This window comes from Burkholderia sp. Se-20378 (assembly GCF_017104665.1).
Taxonomy (GTDB): domain Bacteria; phylum Pseudomonadota; class Gammaproteobacteria; order Burkholderiales; family Burkholderiaceae; genus Burkholderia; species Burkholderia lata.
The window spans coordinates 1-15,288 of record NZ_JAAGPG010000177.1 but is presented as its reverse complement, the minus strand read 5'-3'; the positions used below and the strand labels follow the sequence as shown (position 1 = coordinate 15,288).

Here is a 15,288-nt window from a genome sequence, read left to right as displayed (position 1 = left end):
GCCCCGGCCGCCCGCGCCGCGTACAATAGTGGACTTTTGCACGTCCTCACCCGCCTTATGTCCTCGCCCACCCTGTACGAATTCTTCGCCCCCTGCCCGCGCGGCCTCGAAGCGGCGCTTGCCGCCGAGCTGGCCGAAATCGCCGGCCGCCACCTGAACGGCGCGCCGTTCACCGCGGGCGCGCAGGTGCCGGGCGGCGTCCACTTCAGCGGCGGCTGGGCCGCCGGCATGGCCGCGAACCTCCATTCGCGGATCGCGAGCCGGGTCCTGCTGAAGATCGCGCACCGCGCGTACCGCAACGAGCAGGACGTCTACGCGCTCGCGCTCGAGCAGCCGTGGGAGCGCTGGTTCGCTGCGACGCAGACGCTGCGCGTCGACATCACCGCGATCAAGTCGCCGCTGAAGAGCCTCGAATTCGCGACGTTGCGCGTGAAGGACGCGATCTGCGACCGGATGCGCGACAAGACCGGCGCGCGCCCGAGCATCGACACCGGTGCGCCGGACGTGCGCGTGTTCGCCTTCCTGACGGCGGGCGAGTGCACGCTGTACCTCGACACGTCGGGCGAGCCGCTGTTCAAGCGCGGCTGGCGTCTCGACAAGGGCGCGGCGCCGCTGCGCGAGAACCTCGCGGCCGGCATCCTGCGCCTGACGGGCTGGACGCCCGGCACGGCGCTGTACGACCCGATGTGCGGCAGCGGCACGTTCCTCGCGGAAGCCGCGCAGATCGCGCTCGGCGTGGCGCCGGGCGTCGAGCGCCGGTTCGGCTTCGAGAAACTCAAGCAATACGACATCACCGCGTGGCAGGGGCTGAAGGTCCCGGCGCTGGACGCGAAGCGCGCGGCCCGCGGCAAACGCAGCGAAGCGCTTGGCGTGTACGGCAGCGACATCTCCGGCGACATGCTCGAGAAGGCGCGCGCGAACCTCGAGCGTGCGGGCGTGCCGTCGGTGTGGCTCAAGCAGGTCGACGCACGCGGGATGACGCCGCCGTGCGACGGCCCGGGCATCATCCTCGCGAACCCGCCGTACGGCGAGCGGATCGAAGTGCGCGGCCGCAGTGCACGCGGCGAGGTGCGCGAGACGGGCCGCAACCGCGGCAACGACGACGCGTTCCGCCGTACCCACACCGACGCACCGGACAGCGAGTTCTTCAACGCGCTCGGCGATGCGCTGAAGCAGCGCTTCACGGGCTGGCAGGCGTTCCTGCTGACGTCCGACCGTTCGCTGCCGGGCCAGCTGCGGCTGCGCGAATCGGCGAAGACACCGCTGTTCAACGGCGCACTCGAATGCCGGCTGTTCCGCTTCGACCTGATCGCCGGCAGCGTGAAGGCGCGCCCGGCCACGCCGGAAGGCGACGCGTAATCCGCATCATGGTCGCGATGGGCCGCTTGCGCGGCCCCTCTGCGGCAACCGGAACGCCGCCGTTACCGCACCCGCGGCAACGGCGGCGTTTCGTTTCAGTGCTTCGAGCTCTCCCAGCGCCCCATCGTGAACGGCAGCGCCTGCCCCGTCTCGAGCAGCGTCTTGAGGCTCGACAGCACGACCGGCCAGCCACCGCGAATCCCGCGATCCATCTCCGAGCCCGGCTCCAGCCCGTCGTGCGTGACGGTCAGCTTCACGACGCCCTCGTGCGGCTCGACGAGATAGGTCACGCGCGATTCCCCGCTCTCCCCCGACGGCGTGCGCCACGTGACGACCAACTTGCGTGGCGGATCGTTCTCGACCACTTCGCCGACGATGTCGACCCGCGACGGATCGTCGTAGTCCTGATGTTCCCAGCGCGAGCCCGGCCGCCAGTCGGGCGACGCATTGCGGTGCCGCACCCAGTAGTCCTTCGTCAACTCGGCGTTGGTGAGCGCATCGAACACACGCTCGGGCGTCGATGCGATGAACGTCACGTACACAAAGGCGGGATTACTCATCGTTGTCTCCAGGATCGCCGGCCGCTTCCAGCCCGCGCTTGAGATCCGCCAGCGCCTGCAGGCGCTGACGCTCGAACTTGCCGATCCAGCGTTCCGCGATGTCGTGGATCGGCACCGGATTCAGGTAATGCAGCTTCTCCCTGCCGCGCCATGTCGTCGCGACGAGATTCGCGGCCTCGAGCAGCGCGAGATGCTTGCTCACGGCCTGCCGGCTCATCGCGAGCCCGTCGCACAGCTCGGACAGGGTCTGCCCGCTTTTCGCGTGCAGCAAATCGAGCAACTGGCGGCGCGTGGCATCGGCCAGCGCCTTGAAAACGAGATCCATGCCACTCCCGGGTCAATGACCTTATTATGCAACCAAATAGTTGCATGTCAAGGCTGACAACTCTACTGACAATACGGTGTCAGCAGGCCGCGATCACACTGCAATCCCGGCGCAATGCAAGGCTGGTTTCCGCACCGAACCCGAACAACGAACCACGCAACTAGGAGCGCGTCATGACATCCGCAACTGCCACTGCCACCCCCACCCTCGAGCGCGCGATCGCGTGGTTCGACATTCCGTCCCTCGATTTCGACCGGGCGATCCGCTTTTACGAAACCGTGCTGCAAACGACGCTGCAGCGCGCAGTCATCGGCGGCGTACCGATGGCCACGTTCGACCGCGACGCATCGAGCACGGGCGGCAGCATCGTGTTCGATCCGCAGCAACTGAAGCCGAGCGCGAATGGCGTGCTCGTCTACCTGAACGCCGGCGAATCGGTCGTCGCGGCGCTCGAACGCGCGAAGCGCGCGGGCGGCGTCGTGCAGGGCGCGGTCATCGAGCTGCCGAACAACTACGGCTACGTCGGCTACCTGATCGACACGGAAGGCAACCGCGTCGGCCTGCACGCGCCGAAATGCCACTGAGCGCAGCGGCCGTCGGGCTCGCGCGGCGCTATCATCGCGAAGTCCCCACTGCCGTTGGAATCGAGGTGCCGTCATGACGCGCCGTGCCGACCGCCTGTTCCAGATCGCCGAGCTCTTGCGCGGGCGTCGTCTCACGACCGCGCAGCAGCTGGCCGACTGGCTGTCGGTGTCGCCGCGCACGGTCTATCGCGACGTGCGCGACCTGCAACTGTCAGGGGTGCCGATCGAAGGCGAAGCCGGCATCGGCTACCGGCTGAACCGCAACGCGAGCCTGCCGCCGCTCACGTTCACGGCCGAGGAGCTGGCTGCGCTCGCCACCGGTGCACGCATGCTCGAAACCTGGGGCGGTGCGCGCTTCGCGAGCGGCGCGCGTTCGGCGCTCGCGAAGATTGCGTCGGCGATGCCGGCCGACAAGCGCACGGCGCTCGACCGCCTGCCGGTGTTCGCGCCGTCGTTCCACATCGACGAGACGTTTTGCGCGAAGGTCGACGCGATCCACCAGGCCATCGACACGCACCACGTCGTCAGCTTCGACTACCGCGACCGGCTCGGCGCGCATTCGCAACGCCGCGTATGGCCGCTCGGGCTCGTCTACTGGGGCGGGCGCTGGACGATCGGCGCGTGGTGCGAGCTGCGCGGCGATTTCCGCACCTTCGACATTGCGCGGATGGGCGACATCATCGTGCATGAGCAGTTTCCGGACATGGAGGGACGGCGGATCGCCGACTACATGCGGATCGCGGAAGCGCCGATGCGCTGATGCAGCACAGCGGCGTGCGCACCGCGCGCCGCCGCCGTTCATGTTCCGGGCCGCCGGGCGGCGCCCGGCCCCCTTCCCTACGCACCGAACACCACCGTGCGCTTCGGCCGCTCGTCGACGTGCAGCGAGAACACGTCGGGGCGCGCGTAATGCCCGACCACGTCGAAGTCGTAGCGCGCCCGCACGAGTTCGTCGGTATCGATGCGCGCGGTCACGAGCCCGGCTTCGCCGATCAGCGGCTCCGTCAGCAGGTCGCCGAGCGGCCCGACGATCACGCTGCCGCCGCGGATCAGCGGCCGCTCCGGATCCCAGCCCGGCACGTCGATGCCGAGCGCGCGCGGCGACGGCTGCACCTGGCAGGCGCTGACGACGAAGCAGCGCCCTTCATGCGCGATATGCCGCATCGAGCTCTGCCAGACGTCGCGCTCGTCGACGGTCGGCGCGCACCAGATCTGCACGCCTTTCGCATACATCGCGCAGCGCAGCAGCGGCATGTGGTTCTCCCAGCAGATCGCGGCGCCCGCGCGGCCCGCGGCCGTGTCGACGACGGGCAGCGTCGAGCCGTCGCCCTGCCCCCAGATCAGCCGCTCGGTGCCGGTCGGCATCAGCTTGCGGTGCTTCGCGACGAGCCCGTCGCGCGGATCGAAGAACAGCGCCGTGCAGTACAGTGTGCTGCCGCCGCGCTCGATCACGCCGACCACGAGGCTCGCTCCCGTGCGCTGCGACAGCGCGGCCAGTTCGTCGGTTTCCGGCCCCGGCACGTCGATCGCCTGCGCGGCGTAGCGCGCATACGCGTCGCGGCCTTCGGGCAGGCGGTAGCCGAGCCGCGTGCCGAAGATCTCGCCTTTCGGATAGCCGCCGAGCACGGCCTCGGGCAACACGACGAGCGACGCGCCGCTGTCGCGGATCGCGGTTTCGTAGCCGAGGATCGTATCGAGCGTGGCGCGCGTGCCGGCGGGCGAAGCGCCGATCTGCAGCGCGGCGATGACTGATGTGGACATGAAGGCGTCTCCGGTGAATGGGGTAACGCCATCTTTATCGATATGATGTCATCGATCAAATCGATAGAACGATAAGTGTCATGAATGCAGATGATATCGCCGGCCTCGACCTGAACCTGCTGAAAGTGTTCGAGGCGCTGTACGAGGAAGGCGGTGCGAGCCGCGCGGCGCTGCGGCTCGGCCTCACGCAGTCGGCGGTGAGCGCGGCGCTGGCGCGGCTGCGCGTGATCTACGCCGATCCGCTGTTCGTGCGCACCGGCCGCGGGCTCGCGCCGACACCGCGCGCGGACGAACTGAAGCCGATCCTGTCCGACGCGCTCGACCGCTGCCGCGAAAGCCTCGCGATCGCGGCCGACGGCGGTGACCGCATCGGCCGCACGATCTCGATCGGGCTGTCGGACGACTTCGAGATCGCGCTCGGCCGCGCGCTGATCGACGCCGTTGCGCGGGAAGCCGCCGGCATCCGGCTGATCTTCCGGCAGACGCACAGCGGCATCGCCGGCGACGCGCTGCTGCGCCATGGCGTCGACCTCGCGATTGCATCGGGTGGCTTCTCGGCGAACGGGCTCAGCCGGCGCGCGGTCGCGACGGGCGGCTATGCGTGCCTGATCGACCCGGCCGCCCGCGAGCGGGCGCCGCGCACGCTGACGCTCGCCGATTTCCTGCGGCGCGACCACCTGCTCGTGTCGTCGGGCGGCGTGATCGGGATCGTCGACGAGGCGCTGGCCACACTCGGCCACAAGCGGCGCGTCGCGGCGTCGACCACGCATTTCGCCGCGTTGCCGTACCTGCTGGCCGGCTCCGACGCGGTGGCGACGATTCCCGCGCACGCCGCACGCACGATCGCGCAATCCACCCCGCTGCGCGCGCTTGCCTGCCCGGTCGACTTGCCGCACTATCCGGTGGAAATCGGCTGGCGCACGAGCACGCAGCGCGACCCGGCGATCGTGCGCGTACGCGACACGATCGCCGCGTGCGTCGCGAGCCTCGTCGCACCATGAAAAAGGCCCGGCCGGCTTGCGCCGGTCGGGCCCGTCCGCTGTCCGGTCACGTTGCCCGTGAATCGAAGCAGGCAGCCGCGTTGCCGGCACACGCATCATTCGACCGACTTCACCATGTCCTCGATGACCTTCTTCGCATCGCCGAACACCATCATCGTCTTGTCCATGTAGAACAGGTCGTTGTCGAGCCCCGCGTAGCCGGCCGCCATCGAGCGCTTGTTGACGATCACCGTGCGCGCCTTGTACGCCTCGATGATCGGCATCCCCGCGATCGGCGAGGCCGGATCGTTCTTCGCGGCCGGGTTCACGACGTCGTTCGCGCCGAGCACGAGCGCCACGTCGACCTGGCCGAATTCGCCGTTGATGTCCTCCATCTCGTGCACGATCTCGTACGGCACCTCCGCTTCCGCGAGCAGCACGTTCATGTGCCCCGGCATCCGCCCCGCGACAGGATGGATCGCGTACTTCACGTCGATGCCCTTCTCGACCAGCTTGTCGGTCAACTCCTTCAGCGCGTGCTGCGCACGGGCCACGGCCAGCCCGTAGCCCGGCACGATCACGACCGTTTCCGCGTTGCCGAGCATGAACGACGCGTCTTCGGCCGAGCCCGACTTCACCGGCCGCTGCTCCTTCGCCCCCCCCGCGCCACCCGCCGCCGCCTCGCCGCCGAAGCCGCCGAGGATCACGTTGAAGAACGAGCGGTTCATCGCGTGGCACATGATGTACGACAGGATCGCGCCCGACGAGCCGACCAGCGACCCTGCGATGATCAGCATCGCGTTGTTCAGCGAGAAGCCGATGCCGGCCGCCGCCCACCCCGAGTACGAATTCAGCATCGACACGACCACCGGCATGTCCGCGCCGCCGATCGGGATGATGATCAGCACGCCGAGCGCGAACGCGATCGCCGTCATGACGATGAACGGCAGCCACGACTGCGTGATGAAGAACAGGATGCCGAAGCCGAGCATCGCGAGCGCGAGCATCAGGTTGAGCAGGTGCTGGCCCGCATACACGACCGGCGCGCCCTGGAACAACCGGAACCGGTACTTGCCCGACAGCTTGCCGAACGCGATCACCGACCCGGAGAACGTGATCGCGCCGACGACCGTGCCGATGAACAGCTCGACGCGATTGCCGTACGGGATGAAGTTCGACGACACCGCGTCCTGCGGCACGAGCCCGAACGCTTCCGGCTCCGACACCACCGCATACGCGATGCACACGGCCGCGAGACCGATCAGCGAGTGCATCGCCGCGACGAGCTCCGGCATCTTCGTCATCTCGACGCGCGCGGCGACGAACGCCCCCACGCCGCCGCCGGCGATCAGCGCGCCGAGCACCAGCGCGATGCCGAGCGGCAGGTTCGCGCCAAGCCACTCGGCCTGCTTGACGATCAGCGCGATCGTCGTGAGGATCGCGATGGCCATCCCGGCCATCCCGAACAGGTTGCCGCGCCGCGCGCTCTTCGGGTTCGACAGGCCTTTCAGCGCCTGGATGAAGCACACCGATGCGACGAGGTACAGCAGCGTGACAACGTTCATGCTCATCGCGCGCCCTCCTTGCCGCCCCCGCCCGGCCGGGGCGCCTTCTTGCGGAACATCTCGAGCATGCGCCTCGTCACGAGGAAGCCGCCGAACACGTTGACGGCTGCGAGCGCAACCGCGAGCGTGCCGAAGATCTTGCCGGTCGCGCCGACGGTGAGCGCCGCCGCCAGCATCGCGCCGACGATGACGATCGCCGAGATCGCGTTGGTCACGGCCATCAGCGGCGTATGCAGCGCCGGCGTGACGTTCCACACCACGTGGTAGCCGACGTACACCGCCAGCACGAAGATGATCACGTTGATCACCGTGTGATTGATGACTTCCATGGCCGCCTCCTGTCCCCGGTTACTTGCGTGCGACTTCGCCGTCGCGGCACAGGAGCGTCGCGACGACGATGTCGTCGGTCAGGTCGATGTTCAGCGTGCCGTCCTTCGTGACGATCAGCTTCATGAAGTCGAGCAGGTTGCGCGCATACAGCGCCGACGCATCCGCTGCGACCATCGACGCGAGATTCGTGTAGCCGGCGATCGTCACGCCGTCGTGCACGATCACCTGGTCGGCGACCGTCAGCGGGCAGTTGCCGCTCTTGCGCCCATCGAATTCCGGGCCGCGGCCGGCCGCGAGATCGACGAGCACCGAGCCCGGCTTCATCGACTGCACGGTTTCGACCGAGATCAGGGTCGGCGCCGGGCGCCCGGGAATCAGCGCGGTGGTGATCACGATGTCGGCCTGCTTCGCACGCTCGTGCACGAGCGCGGCCTGGCGGCCGAGCCACGACGGCGGCATCGGGCGCGCATAGCCGCCCACGCCCTGCGCCGCGTCGCGCTCTTCGTCGGTTTCGTATGGAACGTCGAGGAATTTCGCGCCGAGCGACTCGATCTGCTCCTTCACGGCCGGCCGCACGTCGGACGCCTCGATCACCGCGCCGAGGCGCTTCGCGGTCGCGATCGCCTGCAGGCCCGCGACGCCCGCGCCGAGAATCAGCACGCGCGCGGCCTTCACGGTGCCCGCGGCCGTCATCAGCATCGGAAAGAAGCGCGGATACAGCGCCGCGGCCACCAGCACGGCCTTGTAGCCCGCGATGTTCGCCTGCGACGACAGCACGTCGAGACTCTGCGCACGCGTCGTGCGCGGCGCGGCTTCGAGTGCGAAGGCCGTCACGCCGGCCGCGGCGAGCTGCGCCGCCTGTTCGCCGTTGAACGGGTCGAGCATGCCGACCAGCACGGCGCCGCGCTTGAGCAATGGCAGTTCGGCGTCGGCGGGCGCCTGGACCTTCAGCACGATGTCGACGTCGAAAGCGGCCGACTGGCCGGTCAGCTCGGCACCGGCTGCCGCATAGGCTTCGTCGGGATAACTCGCGGCGATGCCGGCCCCTTTCGCGATACTGACGCGATGCCCGGCCGCCGCGTATTTCCTGACGGTTTCCGGCGTCGCGGCCACACGCGCCTCGTTCGCCCGCGTTTCCGCAGGCACGCCAATATGCATCGTCGGTCCCTCCAGGCATTGCCGGCATTTCGCTTCTTGCGATTTCCGCTGCGCAACGAGCCGGCAGGCTGACTACCGGCTCACGAGCGACGGCACTCACTTTCCACTTTAGGCGAAAGCGAGGGCCGTACCAGCACGCTCCGCACGATCGTGCGAGATGGCGATGCCGGCCCGTCCGTGGCGCCACGTATCGGCTAGACAGACGAATTGAAAGGGTCTGATTGGTTTAGCGCAACGACCGGCAGCGTTCGGGCGCAACCGGTAAAATGCCGAACCATGAAACCCGAAATCTGGACCCCGCATGTGACGGTCGCCGCGCTCGTCGAGCACGCCGGCCGCTTTCTCATGATCGAGGAAGAAACCTCGTCGGGCCTGCGCATCAACCAGCCGGCAGGCCATCTCGAAGCCGGCGAAACGCTGGCCGACGCCGTGATCCGAGAGACGCTCGAGGAAACCGCGCACCCGTTCACACCCGACGCGCTCGTCGGCGTCTATCTCGCGCACTACGACCGCCCCGGCACCGCCGGCGCGACCTATCTGCGCTTCACGTTCTGCGGCACCGCCGGCGAGCCGGTCGCGGGCCATGCGCTCGACGACGGCATCGTCCGCACGCTGTGGATGACCGCCGACGAGTTGCGCGCGTGCGGCGAGCGCCATCGCTCGCCCGCGGTGATGCGCTGCGTCGACGATTACCTCGCCGGGCGGCGCATTCCGCTCGATTTCGTGCACACGCATTCGGTCGCGCCGCGCCCCGAAGCATTCGAACGTCAGGCGGTCAACAAATGAGCAAGCGCCGTGTAGTGGTGGGCATGTCGGGCGGCGTCGATTCGTCGGTGACCGCGTGGCTGCTGAAGGAGCAGGGTTACGACGTGGTCGGCCTGTTCATGAAGAACTGGGAAGACGACGACGACGGCGAATACTGCTCGACGCGTCAGGACTGGATCGACGTCGTGTCGGTGGCCGACCTGATCGGCATCGACGTGGAAGCCGTCAACTTCGCGGCCGAATACAAGGATCGTGTATTCGCCGAATTCCTGCGCGAATACTCGGCCGGCCGCACGCCGAACCCCGACGTGCTGTGCAACGCCGAGATCAAGTTCAAGGCGTTCCTCGACCACGCGATGTCGCTCGACGCGGAAATGATCGCGACCGGCCACTATGCGCGCGTGCGCGAGCGCGACGGGCGGTTCGAACTGCTGAAGGCTTTCGATCATACGAAAGACCAGTCGTACTTCCTGCACCGGCTGAACCAGGCGCAACTGTCGAAGACGATGTTCCCGCTCGGCGAGATCCCGAAGACGCAGGTGCGCGAGATCGCCGCGCAGATCGGGCTGCCGAACGCGAAGAAGAAGGATTCGACCGGCATCTGCTTCATCGGCGAACGGCCGTTCCGCGATTTCCTGAACCGCTATCTGCCGACGAAACCCGGCCCGATGAAGACGCCGGACGGCAAGGTCGTCGGCGAGCACATCGGCCTCGCGTTCTACACGTTCGGCCAGCGCAAGGGCATCGGCCTCGGCGGCAGCAAGAGCGGCAACGGCGATCCGTGGTTCGTCGCCGCGAAGGACATCGCGTCGAACACGCTGTACGTCGTGCAGGGCCACGATCATCCGTGGCTGCTGGCGCGCGAGCTGGTCGCCGGCAACGTGAGCTGGGTCGCCGGCGAGCCGCCGGCCGAAGGCTTCGCGTGCGGCGCGAAGACCCGCTACCGGCAGGCCGACGCGGCGTGCGCATTCGGCGCCGCGACGCCCGGCCCGGCAGGTGAAGCGCGCTTCTCGCTCGCGTTCGACGACGCGCAGTTGGCCGTCACGCCCGGCCAGTCGGCCGTGCTGTACGACGGCGAGATCTGCCTTGGCGGCGGGATCATCGAATCCGCGGCCGCCGGCCAGCCCGGTCAGGCCGCCCCCGCAGGCCACGCGCAGGCGCTCGCCGAAGCACGCTGACACATATTCGGTTTAGACTTGCGGCACGCCGCGCCCGGCGGAACACGATTCCGTCGCGGCCGGCGTGCCGCCGCGCAGCGTACGCATGGCGGCATTTCAAGATGCAGGGTCTATTCATGTATGGAACGCGCATGCGTTGCCACGAGAAGGGCCGCTCGCGAGGCGCGCGACGCCGCGAATACTGACGTATTCGCAAGGAGCGCAACGCGGCGAGCGGCCCTTCTCGTGGCAACCCCAAATTTACAAATTCATTCCACGGGAATGCCCGAAATCGCCCGCATGGCGGCGTCGTTCGTCTCTTGTTTGGCTCGGCCAAACGGCGCTCCTCACTCCTTGCCCTGCGAGCGATTTCGGGCATTCGCATGTGCGTTCCATACATGAATAGACCCTAGGAGTCCCCATGCTTTCACGACGCTATCTGGCGATGTGGTGTGCCGTCCTGCTGCTCGTCGCCGCGGCCGCGCTCGCCTCGATCCACGCGCTTTCCTGGTTCTGGATCATCATCCCCGTCGCCCTCGTCGCCCTCGGCCTGTACGACCTGAAGCAGGACCGCCACGCGATCCTGCGCAACTACCCGCTCTGGGGCCACTTCCGCTTCCTGTTCGAATTCATCCGACCTGAAATCCGCCAGTATTTCGTCGAGGACGACACCGACGAAAAGCCGTTCTCGCGTGCGCAGCGCAGCCTCGTCTACCAGCGCGCGAAGAACGTCGCCGATAACCGTCCGTACGGCACCGAGCTGAACGTGAAGGCCGTCGCGCACGAATGGATCAGCCACTCGCTCGCGCCGACGAAGCTGCCGAACCACGATTTCCGCGTCCGCGTCGGCGCGAACCGCGCGCAACCGTACGAGATTTCGATCTTCAACATCTCGGCGATGAGCTTCGGCTCGCTGTCCGCGAACGCGATCCGCTCGCTGAACCTCGGCGCGAAGAAAGGCGGTTTCGCGCACGACACGGGCGAAGGCTCGCTGTCGAAGTACCACCGCGAAAACGGCGGCGACATCATCTGGGAAATCGCGTCCGGCTACTTCGGCTGCCGCAACGACGACGGCACCTTCAACCCCGACAAGTTCGCGAAGCAGGCCGCCGATCCGCAGGTCAAGATGATCGAGGTGAAGCTGTCGCAGGGCGCGAAGCCCGGCCACGGCGGCGTGCTGCCGGCCGCGAAGATCACGCCGGAAATCGCCGAGACGCGCGGCGTACCGATGGGCAAGGACTGCATCTCGCCCGCGACGCACTCGGAGTTCTCGACGCCGCGCGGGCTGCTCGAATTCGTCGAGCGGCTGCGTACGCTGTCGGGCGGCAAGCCGACCGGCTTCAAGCTGTGCGTCGGCCATCCGTGGGAATTCTTCGGGATCGCGAAGGCGATGCTCGAGACCGGCATCGTGCCGGACTTCATCGTCGTCGACGGCGCGGAAGGCGGCACGGGCGCAGCGCCGCTCGAATTCACCGACCACGTCGGCGTGCCGCTGCAGGAAGGGCTGCTGCTCGTGCACAACACGCTCGTCGGGATCGGCGTGCGCGATCGCGTGAAGATCGGCGCGAGCGGAAAGATCATCACCGCGTTCGACGTCGCCCGCACGCTCGCGATCGGCGCGGACTGGGTGAACTCGGCGCGCGGCTTCATGTTCGCGGTCGGCTGCATCCAGGCGCAGACCTGCCACACGGGCCGCTGCCCGACCGGCGTCGCGACGCAAGACCCGGTGCGCCAGCGCGCGCTCGTCGTGCCGGACAAGGCCGACCGCGTGTACAACTTCCACCGCAATACGCTGCACGCGCTGCAGGAGCTCGTGCAGGCAGCCGGCCTCGCGCATCCGTCGGAGCTGCGCGCACATCACATCGTGCAACGCATCGCACCGCACGAAGTCCGGCTGATGTCGCAGTTGCTGAAGTACCTGAAGCCCGGCGCGCTGCTCGACGGCAACACCTGCGGCTTCACGCTGTACGACAAGTGGTGGCCGATTTCACGCAGCGATTCGTTCACGCTCGGCGAAGCCGTGTACGCATCGATCGAGTGACGCGGCCGACCGCCCCCGCCACGGGGCGGCCCGGCAAAAAGAAAAGCGCCCCGCGGGGCGCTTTTCTTTCGTCTGCCGAATCCGTGAACGCGTGAATGCGTCGCGTGCGGCTCAGTTCTGCGGCAGCGTATCGGTGAACGACGACCGCTGCAGCAGCTTCACGAAATGCTTGTCGAGATTCGGGTGGCGATCGCGCCAGTTGAGCTCGGGCATCCGGAAGTCGAGATAGCCGAGCGCGCAGCCGAGGGCGATGTCGGCGAGCGTGTAATGATTACCGACGCACCACGTCTTGCCGCCGAGGCCCTGCGACATCGCGACGAGACCGTCGTCGATCTTGCGTTGCTGGCGCGCGATCCAGCTCGCGCTGCGCTGCGCCTCGTCGCGCATCGTATGTTCGACGCGAATCGCGACTGCCGCGTCGATCACGCCGTCGCCGAGCGCTTCCCAGCACCGCACCTCGAGGCGCTCGCGGCCCGACGGCGGAATCAGCTTGCCGACCGGCGACAGCGTGTCGACGTATTCGCAGATCACGCGGGAATCGAACACCGCGGCACCATCCTCCATCACGAGGCACGGGACCTTGCCGAGCGGATTCGATGCATGAATATCCGTCTCCGGCGCCCACACGTTCTCGAGCTCCAGCTTGTAGTCGATCTTCTTTTCAGCCAGCACGATCCGCGCCTTGCGGACGTACGGGCTGCTGAGCGAACCGATTAATTTCATCATCTGCCTTTTTAAGGGAACCGCCGAGAGTATACGTTGTCGCCGATCATAACCGGCCAGCGTCGCACGATAGAAAATCGCCCGGAGGGCCTGTGGATGGTTTGCAACAACCGCCGCGCGGGCCTTCCAGGGCGGCTTCCCGCCCCCTCTCTCACGCGCGGCGTCCCGCGGCGCTACAATCGCACGAATGAACGCGCCCCTCGATACCGCCATCGCCGTCGACGTCTACCGCCAGCGCCGTGAACGCGTGCTTGCCGCACTGCGTGCCGCCGGCGGCGGCGTCGCCATCGTCCCCACCGCGCCCGAAGTGCCGCGCAACCGCGATACGGACTATCCGTACCGGTTCGACAGCTACTTCCACTACCTGACGGGCTTCAGCGAGCCGGATGCCGTGCTCGTGCTGAACGCGGCCGCGCCGCACGGCGCGCCGGAATCGATCCTGTTCTGCCGCGGCAAGAATGTCGACCGCGAGATCTGGGAAGGCTTCCACTACGGGCCCGAAGCCGCGCGCGACGCGTTCGGCTTCGATGCGGCGTTCGCGGTCGACGTGATCGATACCGAGATGCCGCGCCTGCTCGCCGACGCGGGCACCGTGCACTACCGGTTCGGCGCCTCAGCCGACTTCGATCGCCAGCTCGCGGGCTGGATCGACGCAGTGCGCGCGCTGGCGCGCTCGGGCGTCGCCGCGCCGGACGCGATGCTCGACCTCACGCCGCTGCTCGACGACATGCGGCTCGTGAAGGACGAGCACGAGCTCGCGACCATGATGCGCGCCGCGCACATCTCCGCGCTCGCGCACCGCCGCGCGATGCAGGCGTGCCGCCCCGGTATCCGCGAATACGAACTCGAGGCCGAACTGCTGTACGTATTCCGCAAGCACGGTGCGCAGTCGCCCGCGTACGGCTCGATCGTTGCGGCCGGCGCGAACGCGTGCGTGCTGCACTACCCGGCCGGCAACGCCACCGCGAAAGATGGCGACCTGATCCTGATCGACGCCGCGTGCGAGCTTGACGGCTACGCGTCGGACATCACGCGCACGTTCCCGGCCAACGGGCGCTTCTCGCCCGCGCAACGCACGCTGTACGACATCGTGCTCGCCGCGCAGCAGGCCGCGATCGACGCGACGCGTGCCGGCGTACCGTTCGAGGCGCCGCACGACGCCGCCGTGCGCGTGCTTGCGCAGGGGCTGCTCGACACCGGCATCATCCCGAAGACACGCTTCTCGAACGTCGACGACGTGATCGCCGAGCGCGCCTACGCGCGCTTCTACATGCACCGCACCGGCCACTGGATCGGCATGGACGTGCACGATTGCGGCGACTACCGCGAGCGGCTCGCCGAGCGTGACGGCAACGGCGTGCTGCCGTGGCGCACGCTGAAAGCCGGCATGACGCTGACGATCGAGCCCGGCCTGTACGTGCGCGCCGCCGACGACGTGCCGCCCGAGTACTGGAACATCGGCATCCGCATCGAGGACGACGCGATCGTGCGCGAGCACGGCTGCGAACTGATCACGCGCGGCGTGCCCGTCGCGGCGGACGAAATCGAAGCGCTGATGCGTGCAGGCGCATGACCGGCTGCCGCCGACCGTTACCACCGTTTCCCGAATCAAGATGACGACCGCTTCCTCCCCGGCAACGCCGGACTACGACCTCGCCATCGTCGGCGCCGGCCCCGTCGGGCTCGCGCTCGCCGGCTGGCTCGCACGCCGCAGCGCCACGCAGCATGCATCGATCGCACTGATCGATGCACGCGAACCGGCCGCGAGCGCGAACGATCCGCGCGCGATCGCCGTGTCGCACGGCAGCCGCGTGCTGCTCGACACGCTCGCGTGGCCCGCCGACGCGACGCCGATCGAACACATCCACGTCTCGCAGCGCGGCCATTTCGGCCGCACGCTGATCGACCGCGACGAGCACGACGTCGCCGCGCTCGGCTACGTCGTGCGCTACGGCTCGCTCATGCAGGCGCTCGCGGGCA

The 15,288-nt window shown here is 68.0% G+C and carries 15 protein-coding genes and 1 pseudogene; 9 read left to right on the top strand and 7 right to left on the bottom strand.

Annotated features, from left to right (window positions below; genetic code table 11):
- Positions 1–57 precede the first annotated feature (57 nt).
- Entirely contained in the window at positions 58–1,359 is a 1,302-nt protein-coding gene (locus G3N93_RS19380) for a class I SAM-dependent RNA methyltransferase (protein ID WP_089449922.1), read from the top strand.
- A 95-nt stretch (positions 1,360–1,454) separates the two neighbouring features.
- Here the strand turns inward: G3N93_RS19380 and G3N93_RS19375 are convergent, their stop codons facing one another.
- A complete protein-coding gene (locus G3N93_RS19375) occupies positions 1,455–1,919 on the bottom strand; it encodes an SRPBCC family protein (RefSeq protein ID WP_174939228.1) in 465 nt (154 codons plus the stop codon).
- Entirely contained in the window at positions 1,912–2,244 is a 333-nt protein-coding gene (locus tag G3N93_RS19370) for a helix-turn-helix transcriptional regulator (RefSeq protein ID WP_011350981.1), read from the bottom strand. Before G3N93_RS19370 ends, G3N93_RS19375 begins: the two co-directional genes overlap by 8 nt.
- Positions 2,245–2,417: 173 nt before the next feature.
- Here G3N93_RS19370 and G3N93_RS19365 point away from each other — a divergent pair, with 173 nt between their 5' ends.
- Both G3N93_RS19365 and G3N93_RS19360 read left to right on the top strand, forming a co-directional pair.
- Entirely contained in the window at positions 2,418–2,828 is a 411-nt protein-coding gene (locus G3N93_RS19365) for a VOC family protein (RefSeq protein ID WP_174939226.1), read from the top strand.
- Positions 2,829–2,901: 73 nt separating this feature from the next.
- Positions 2,902–3,588 carry a YafY family protein gene (locus G3N93_RS19360; protein WP_011350979.1) on the top strand — a complete coding sequence of 229 codons (687 nt, stop codon included), beginning with the start codon at positions 2,902–2,904 and terminating at the stop codon, positions 3,586–3,588.
- A gap of 77 nt (positions 3,589–3,665) precedes the next feature.
- On the opposite strand, the gene G3N93_RS19355 is transcribed toward G3N93_RS19360, so the two are convergent.
- Complete coding sequence (locus G3N93_RS19355; protein WP_174946180.1) at positions 3,666–4,589, bottom strand: carbon-nitrogen hydrolase family protein; 924 nt, start codon at positions 4,587–4,589, stop codon at positions 3,666–3,668.
- Between the two features lie 80 nt (positions 4,590–4,669).
- Here G3N93_RS19355 and G3N93_RS19350 point away from each other — a divergent pair, with 80 nt between their 5' ends.
- Entirely contained in the window at positions 4,670–5,590 is a 921-nt protein-coding gene (locus tag G3N93_RS19350) for a LysR family transcriptional regulator (RefSeq protein ID WP_174946182.1), read from the top strand.
- 95 nt (positions 5,591–5,685) lie between these two features.
- Here G3N93_RS19350 and G3N93_RS19345 read toward each other — a convergent pair whose 3' ends face one another.
- The 3 genes from G3N93_RS19345 to G3N93_RS19335 are packed head-to-tail and all read right to left on the bottom strand — an operon-like array spanning position 5,686 to position 8,622.
- The gene (locus G3N93_RS19345; protein ID WP_206133734.1) at positions 5,686–7,140 is read right to left on the bottom strand and encodes an NAD(P)(+) transhydrogenase (Re/Si-specific) subunit beta; all 1,455 of its coding nucleotides are present in this window, start codon (positions 7,138–7,140) and stop codon (positions 5,686–5,688) included.
- Complete coding sequence (locus G3N93_RS19340; protein ID WP_174984007.1) at positions 7,137–7,463, bottom strand: NAD(P) transhydrogenase subunit alpha; 327 nt, start codon at positions 7,461–7,463, stop codon at positions 7,137–7,139. Before G3N93_RS19340 ends, G3N93_RS19345 begins: the two co-directional genes overlap by 4 nt.
- Before the next feature lie 19 nt (positions 7,464–7,482).
- Positions 7,483–8,622 (bottom strand): Re/Si-specific NAD(P)(+) transhydrogenase subunit alpha, encoded by a 1,140-nt coding sequence (locus G3N93_RS19335; RefSeq protein WP_206133733.1) that lies wholly within the window; start codon positions 8,620–8,622, stop codon positions 7,483–7,485.
- Between the two features lie 276 nt (positions 8,623–8,898).
- Here G3N93_RS19335 and G3N93_RS19330 point away from each other — a divergent pair, with 276 nt between their 5' ends.
- The 3 genes from G3N93_RS19330 (at position 8,899) to G3N93_RS19320 (ending at position 12,585) form a co-directional block, all read left to right on the top strand.
- Positions 8,899–9,408: an NUDIX hydrolase gene (locus G3N93_RS19330; protein ID WP_041492741.1), complete on the top strand. Its 510-nt coding sequence runs from the start codon at positions 8,899–8,901 to the stop codon at positions 9,406–9,408.
- The gene (mnmA, locus tag G3N93_RS19325; protein WP_206133732.1) at positions 9,405–10,565 is read left to right on the top strand and encodes a tRNA 2-thiouridine(34) synthase MnmA; all 1,161 of its coding nucleotides are present in this window, start codon (positions 9,405–9,407) and stop codon (positions 10,563–10,565) included. Before G3N93_RS19330 ends, mnmA begins: the two co-directional genes overlap by 4 nt.
- Positions 10,566–10,965: 400 nt before the next feature.
- The gene (locus G3N93_RS19320) at positions 10,966–12,585 is read left to right on the top strand and encodes an FMN-binding glutamate synthase family protein (RefSeq protein ID WP_174939208.1); all 1,620 of its coding nucleotides are present in this window, start codon (positions 10,966–10,968) and stop codon (positions 12,583–12,585) included.
- A gap of 111 nt (positions 12,586–12,696) precedes the next feature.
- Here the strand turns inward: G3N93_RS19320 and G3N93_RS19315 are convergent, their stop codons facing one another.
- On the bottom strand, positions 12,697–13,311 hold the full coding sequence (locus G3N93_RS19315; protein ID WP_174939206.1) for a glutathione S-transferase family protein: 615 nt from the start codon (positions 13,309–13,311) through the stop codon (positions 12,697–12,699).
- 184 nt (positions 13,312–13,495) lie between these two features.
- Between G3N93_RS19315 and G3N93_RS19310 the strand changes: the two genes are divergently transcribed.
- Positions 13,496–14,881, top strand: a complete 1,386-nt coding sequence (locus G3N93_RS19310; protein WP_174984011.1) for an aminopeptidase P N-terminal domain-containing protein — start codon at positions 13,496–13,498, stop codon at positions 14,879–14,881.
- Between the two features lie 40 nt (positions 14,882–14,921).
- Positions 14,922–15,288, top strand: a pseudogene (locus G3N93_RS19305) (2-octaprenyl-6-methoxyphenyl hydroxylase); the annotation flags it as partial.

What these genes read in the sequence shown, in the direction of transcription:
- G3N93_RS19310 (WP_174984011.1), top strand. Translation starts at nt 13,496, where the DNA reads ATGAACGCGCCCCTCGATACCGCCATCGCCGTCGACGTCTACCGCCAG.
- G3N93_RS19345 (WP_206133734.1), bottom strand. Translation starts at nt 7,140, where the DNA reads ATGAGCATGAACGTTGTCACGCTGCTGTACCTCGTCGCATCGGTGTGC.
- G3N93_RS19315 (WP_174939206.1), bottom strand. Translation starts at nt 13,311, where the DNA reads ATGATGAAATTAATCGGTTCGCTCAGCAGCCCGTACGTCCGCAAGGCG.
- G3N93_RS19320 (WP_174939208.1), top strand. Translation starts at nt 10,966, where the DNA reads ATGCTTTCACGACGCTATCTGGCGATGTGGTGTGCCGTCCTGCTGCTC.
- G3N93_RS19365 (WP_174939226.1), top strand. Translation starts at nt 2,418, where the DNA reads ATGACATCCGCAACTGCCACTGCCACCCCCACCCTCGAGCGCGCGATC.
- G3N93_RS19375 (WP_174939228.1), bottom strand. Translation starts at nt 1,919, where the DNA reads ATGAGTAATCCCGCCTTTGTGTACGTGACGTTCATCGCATCGACGCCC.
- G3N93_RS19340 (WP_174984007.1), bottom strand. Translation starts at nt 7,463, where the DNA reads ATGGAAGTCATCAATCACACGGTGATCAACGTGATCATCTTCGTGCTG.
- G3N93_RS19360 (WP_011350979.1), top strand. Translation starts at nt 2,902, where the DNA reads ATGACGCGCCGTGCCGACCGCCTGTTCCAGATCGCCGAGCTCTTGCGC.
- G3N93_RS19330 (WP_041492741.1), top strand. Translation starts at nt 8,899, where the DNA reads ATGAAACCCGAAATCTGGACCCCGCATGTGACGGTCGCCGCGCTCGTC.
- G3N93_RS19370 (WP_011350981.1), bottom strand. Translation starts at nt 2,244, where the DNA reads ATGGATCTCGTTTTCAAGGCGCTGGCCGATGCCACGCGCCGCCAGTTG.
- G3N93_RS19350 (WP_174946182.1), top strand. Translation starts at nt 4,670, where the DNA reads ATGAATGCAGATGATATCGCCGGCCTCGACCTGAACCTGCTGAAAGTG.
- G3N93_RS19335 (WP_206133733.1), bottom strand. Translation starts at nt 8,622, where the DNA reads ATGCATATTGGCGTGCCTGCGGAAACGCGGGCGAACGAGGCGCGTGTG.
- G3N93_RS19355 (WP_174946180.1), bottom strand. Translation starts at nt 4,589, where the DNA reads ATGTCCACATCAGTCATCGCCGCGCTGCAGATCGGCGCTTCGCCCGCC.
- G3N93_RS19380 (WP_089449922.1), top strand. Translation starts at nt 58, where the DNA reads ATGTCCTCGCCCACCCTGTACGAATTCTTCGCCCCCTGCCCGCGCGGC.
- mnmA (WP_206133732.1), top strand. Translation starts at nt 9,405, where the DNA reads ATGAGCAAGCGCCGTGTAGTGGTGGGCATGTCGGGCGGCGTCGATTCG.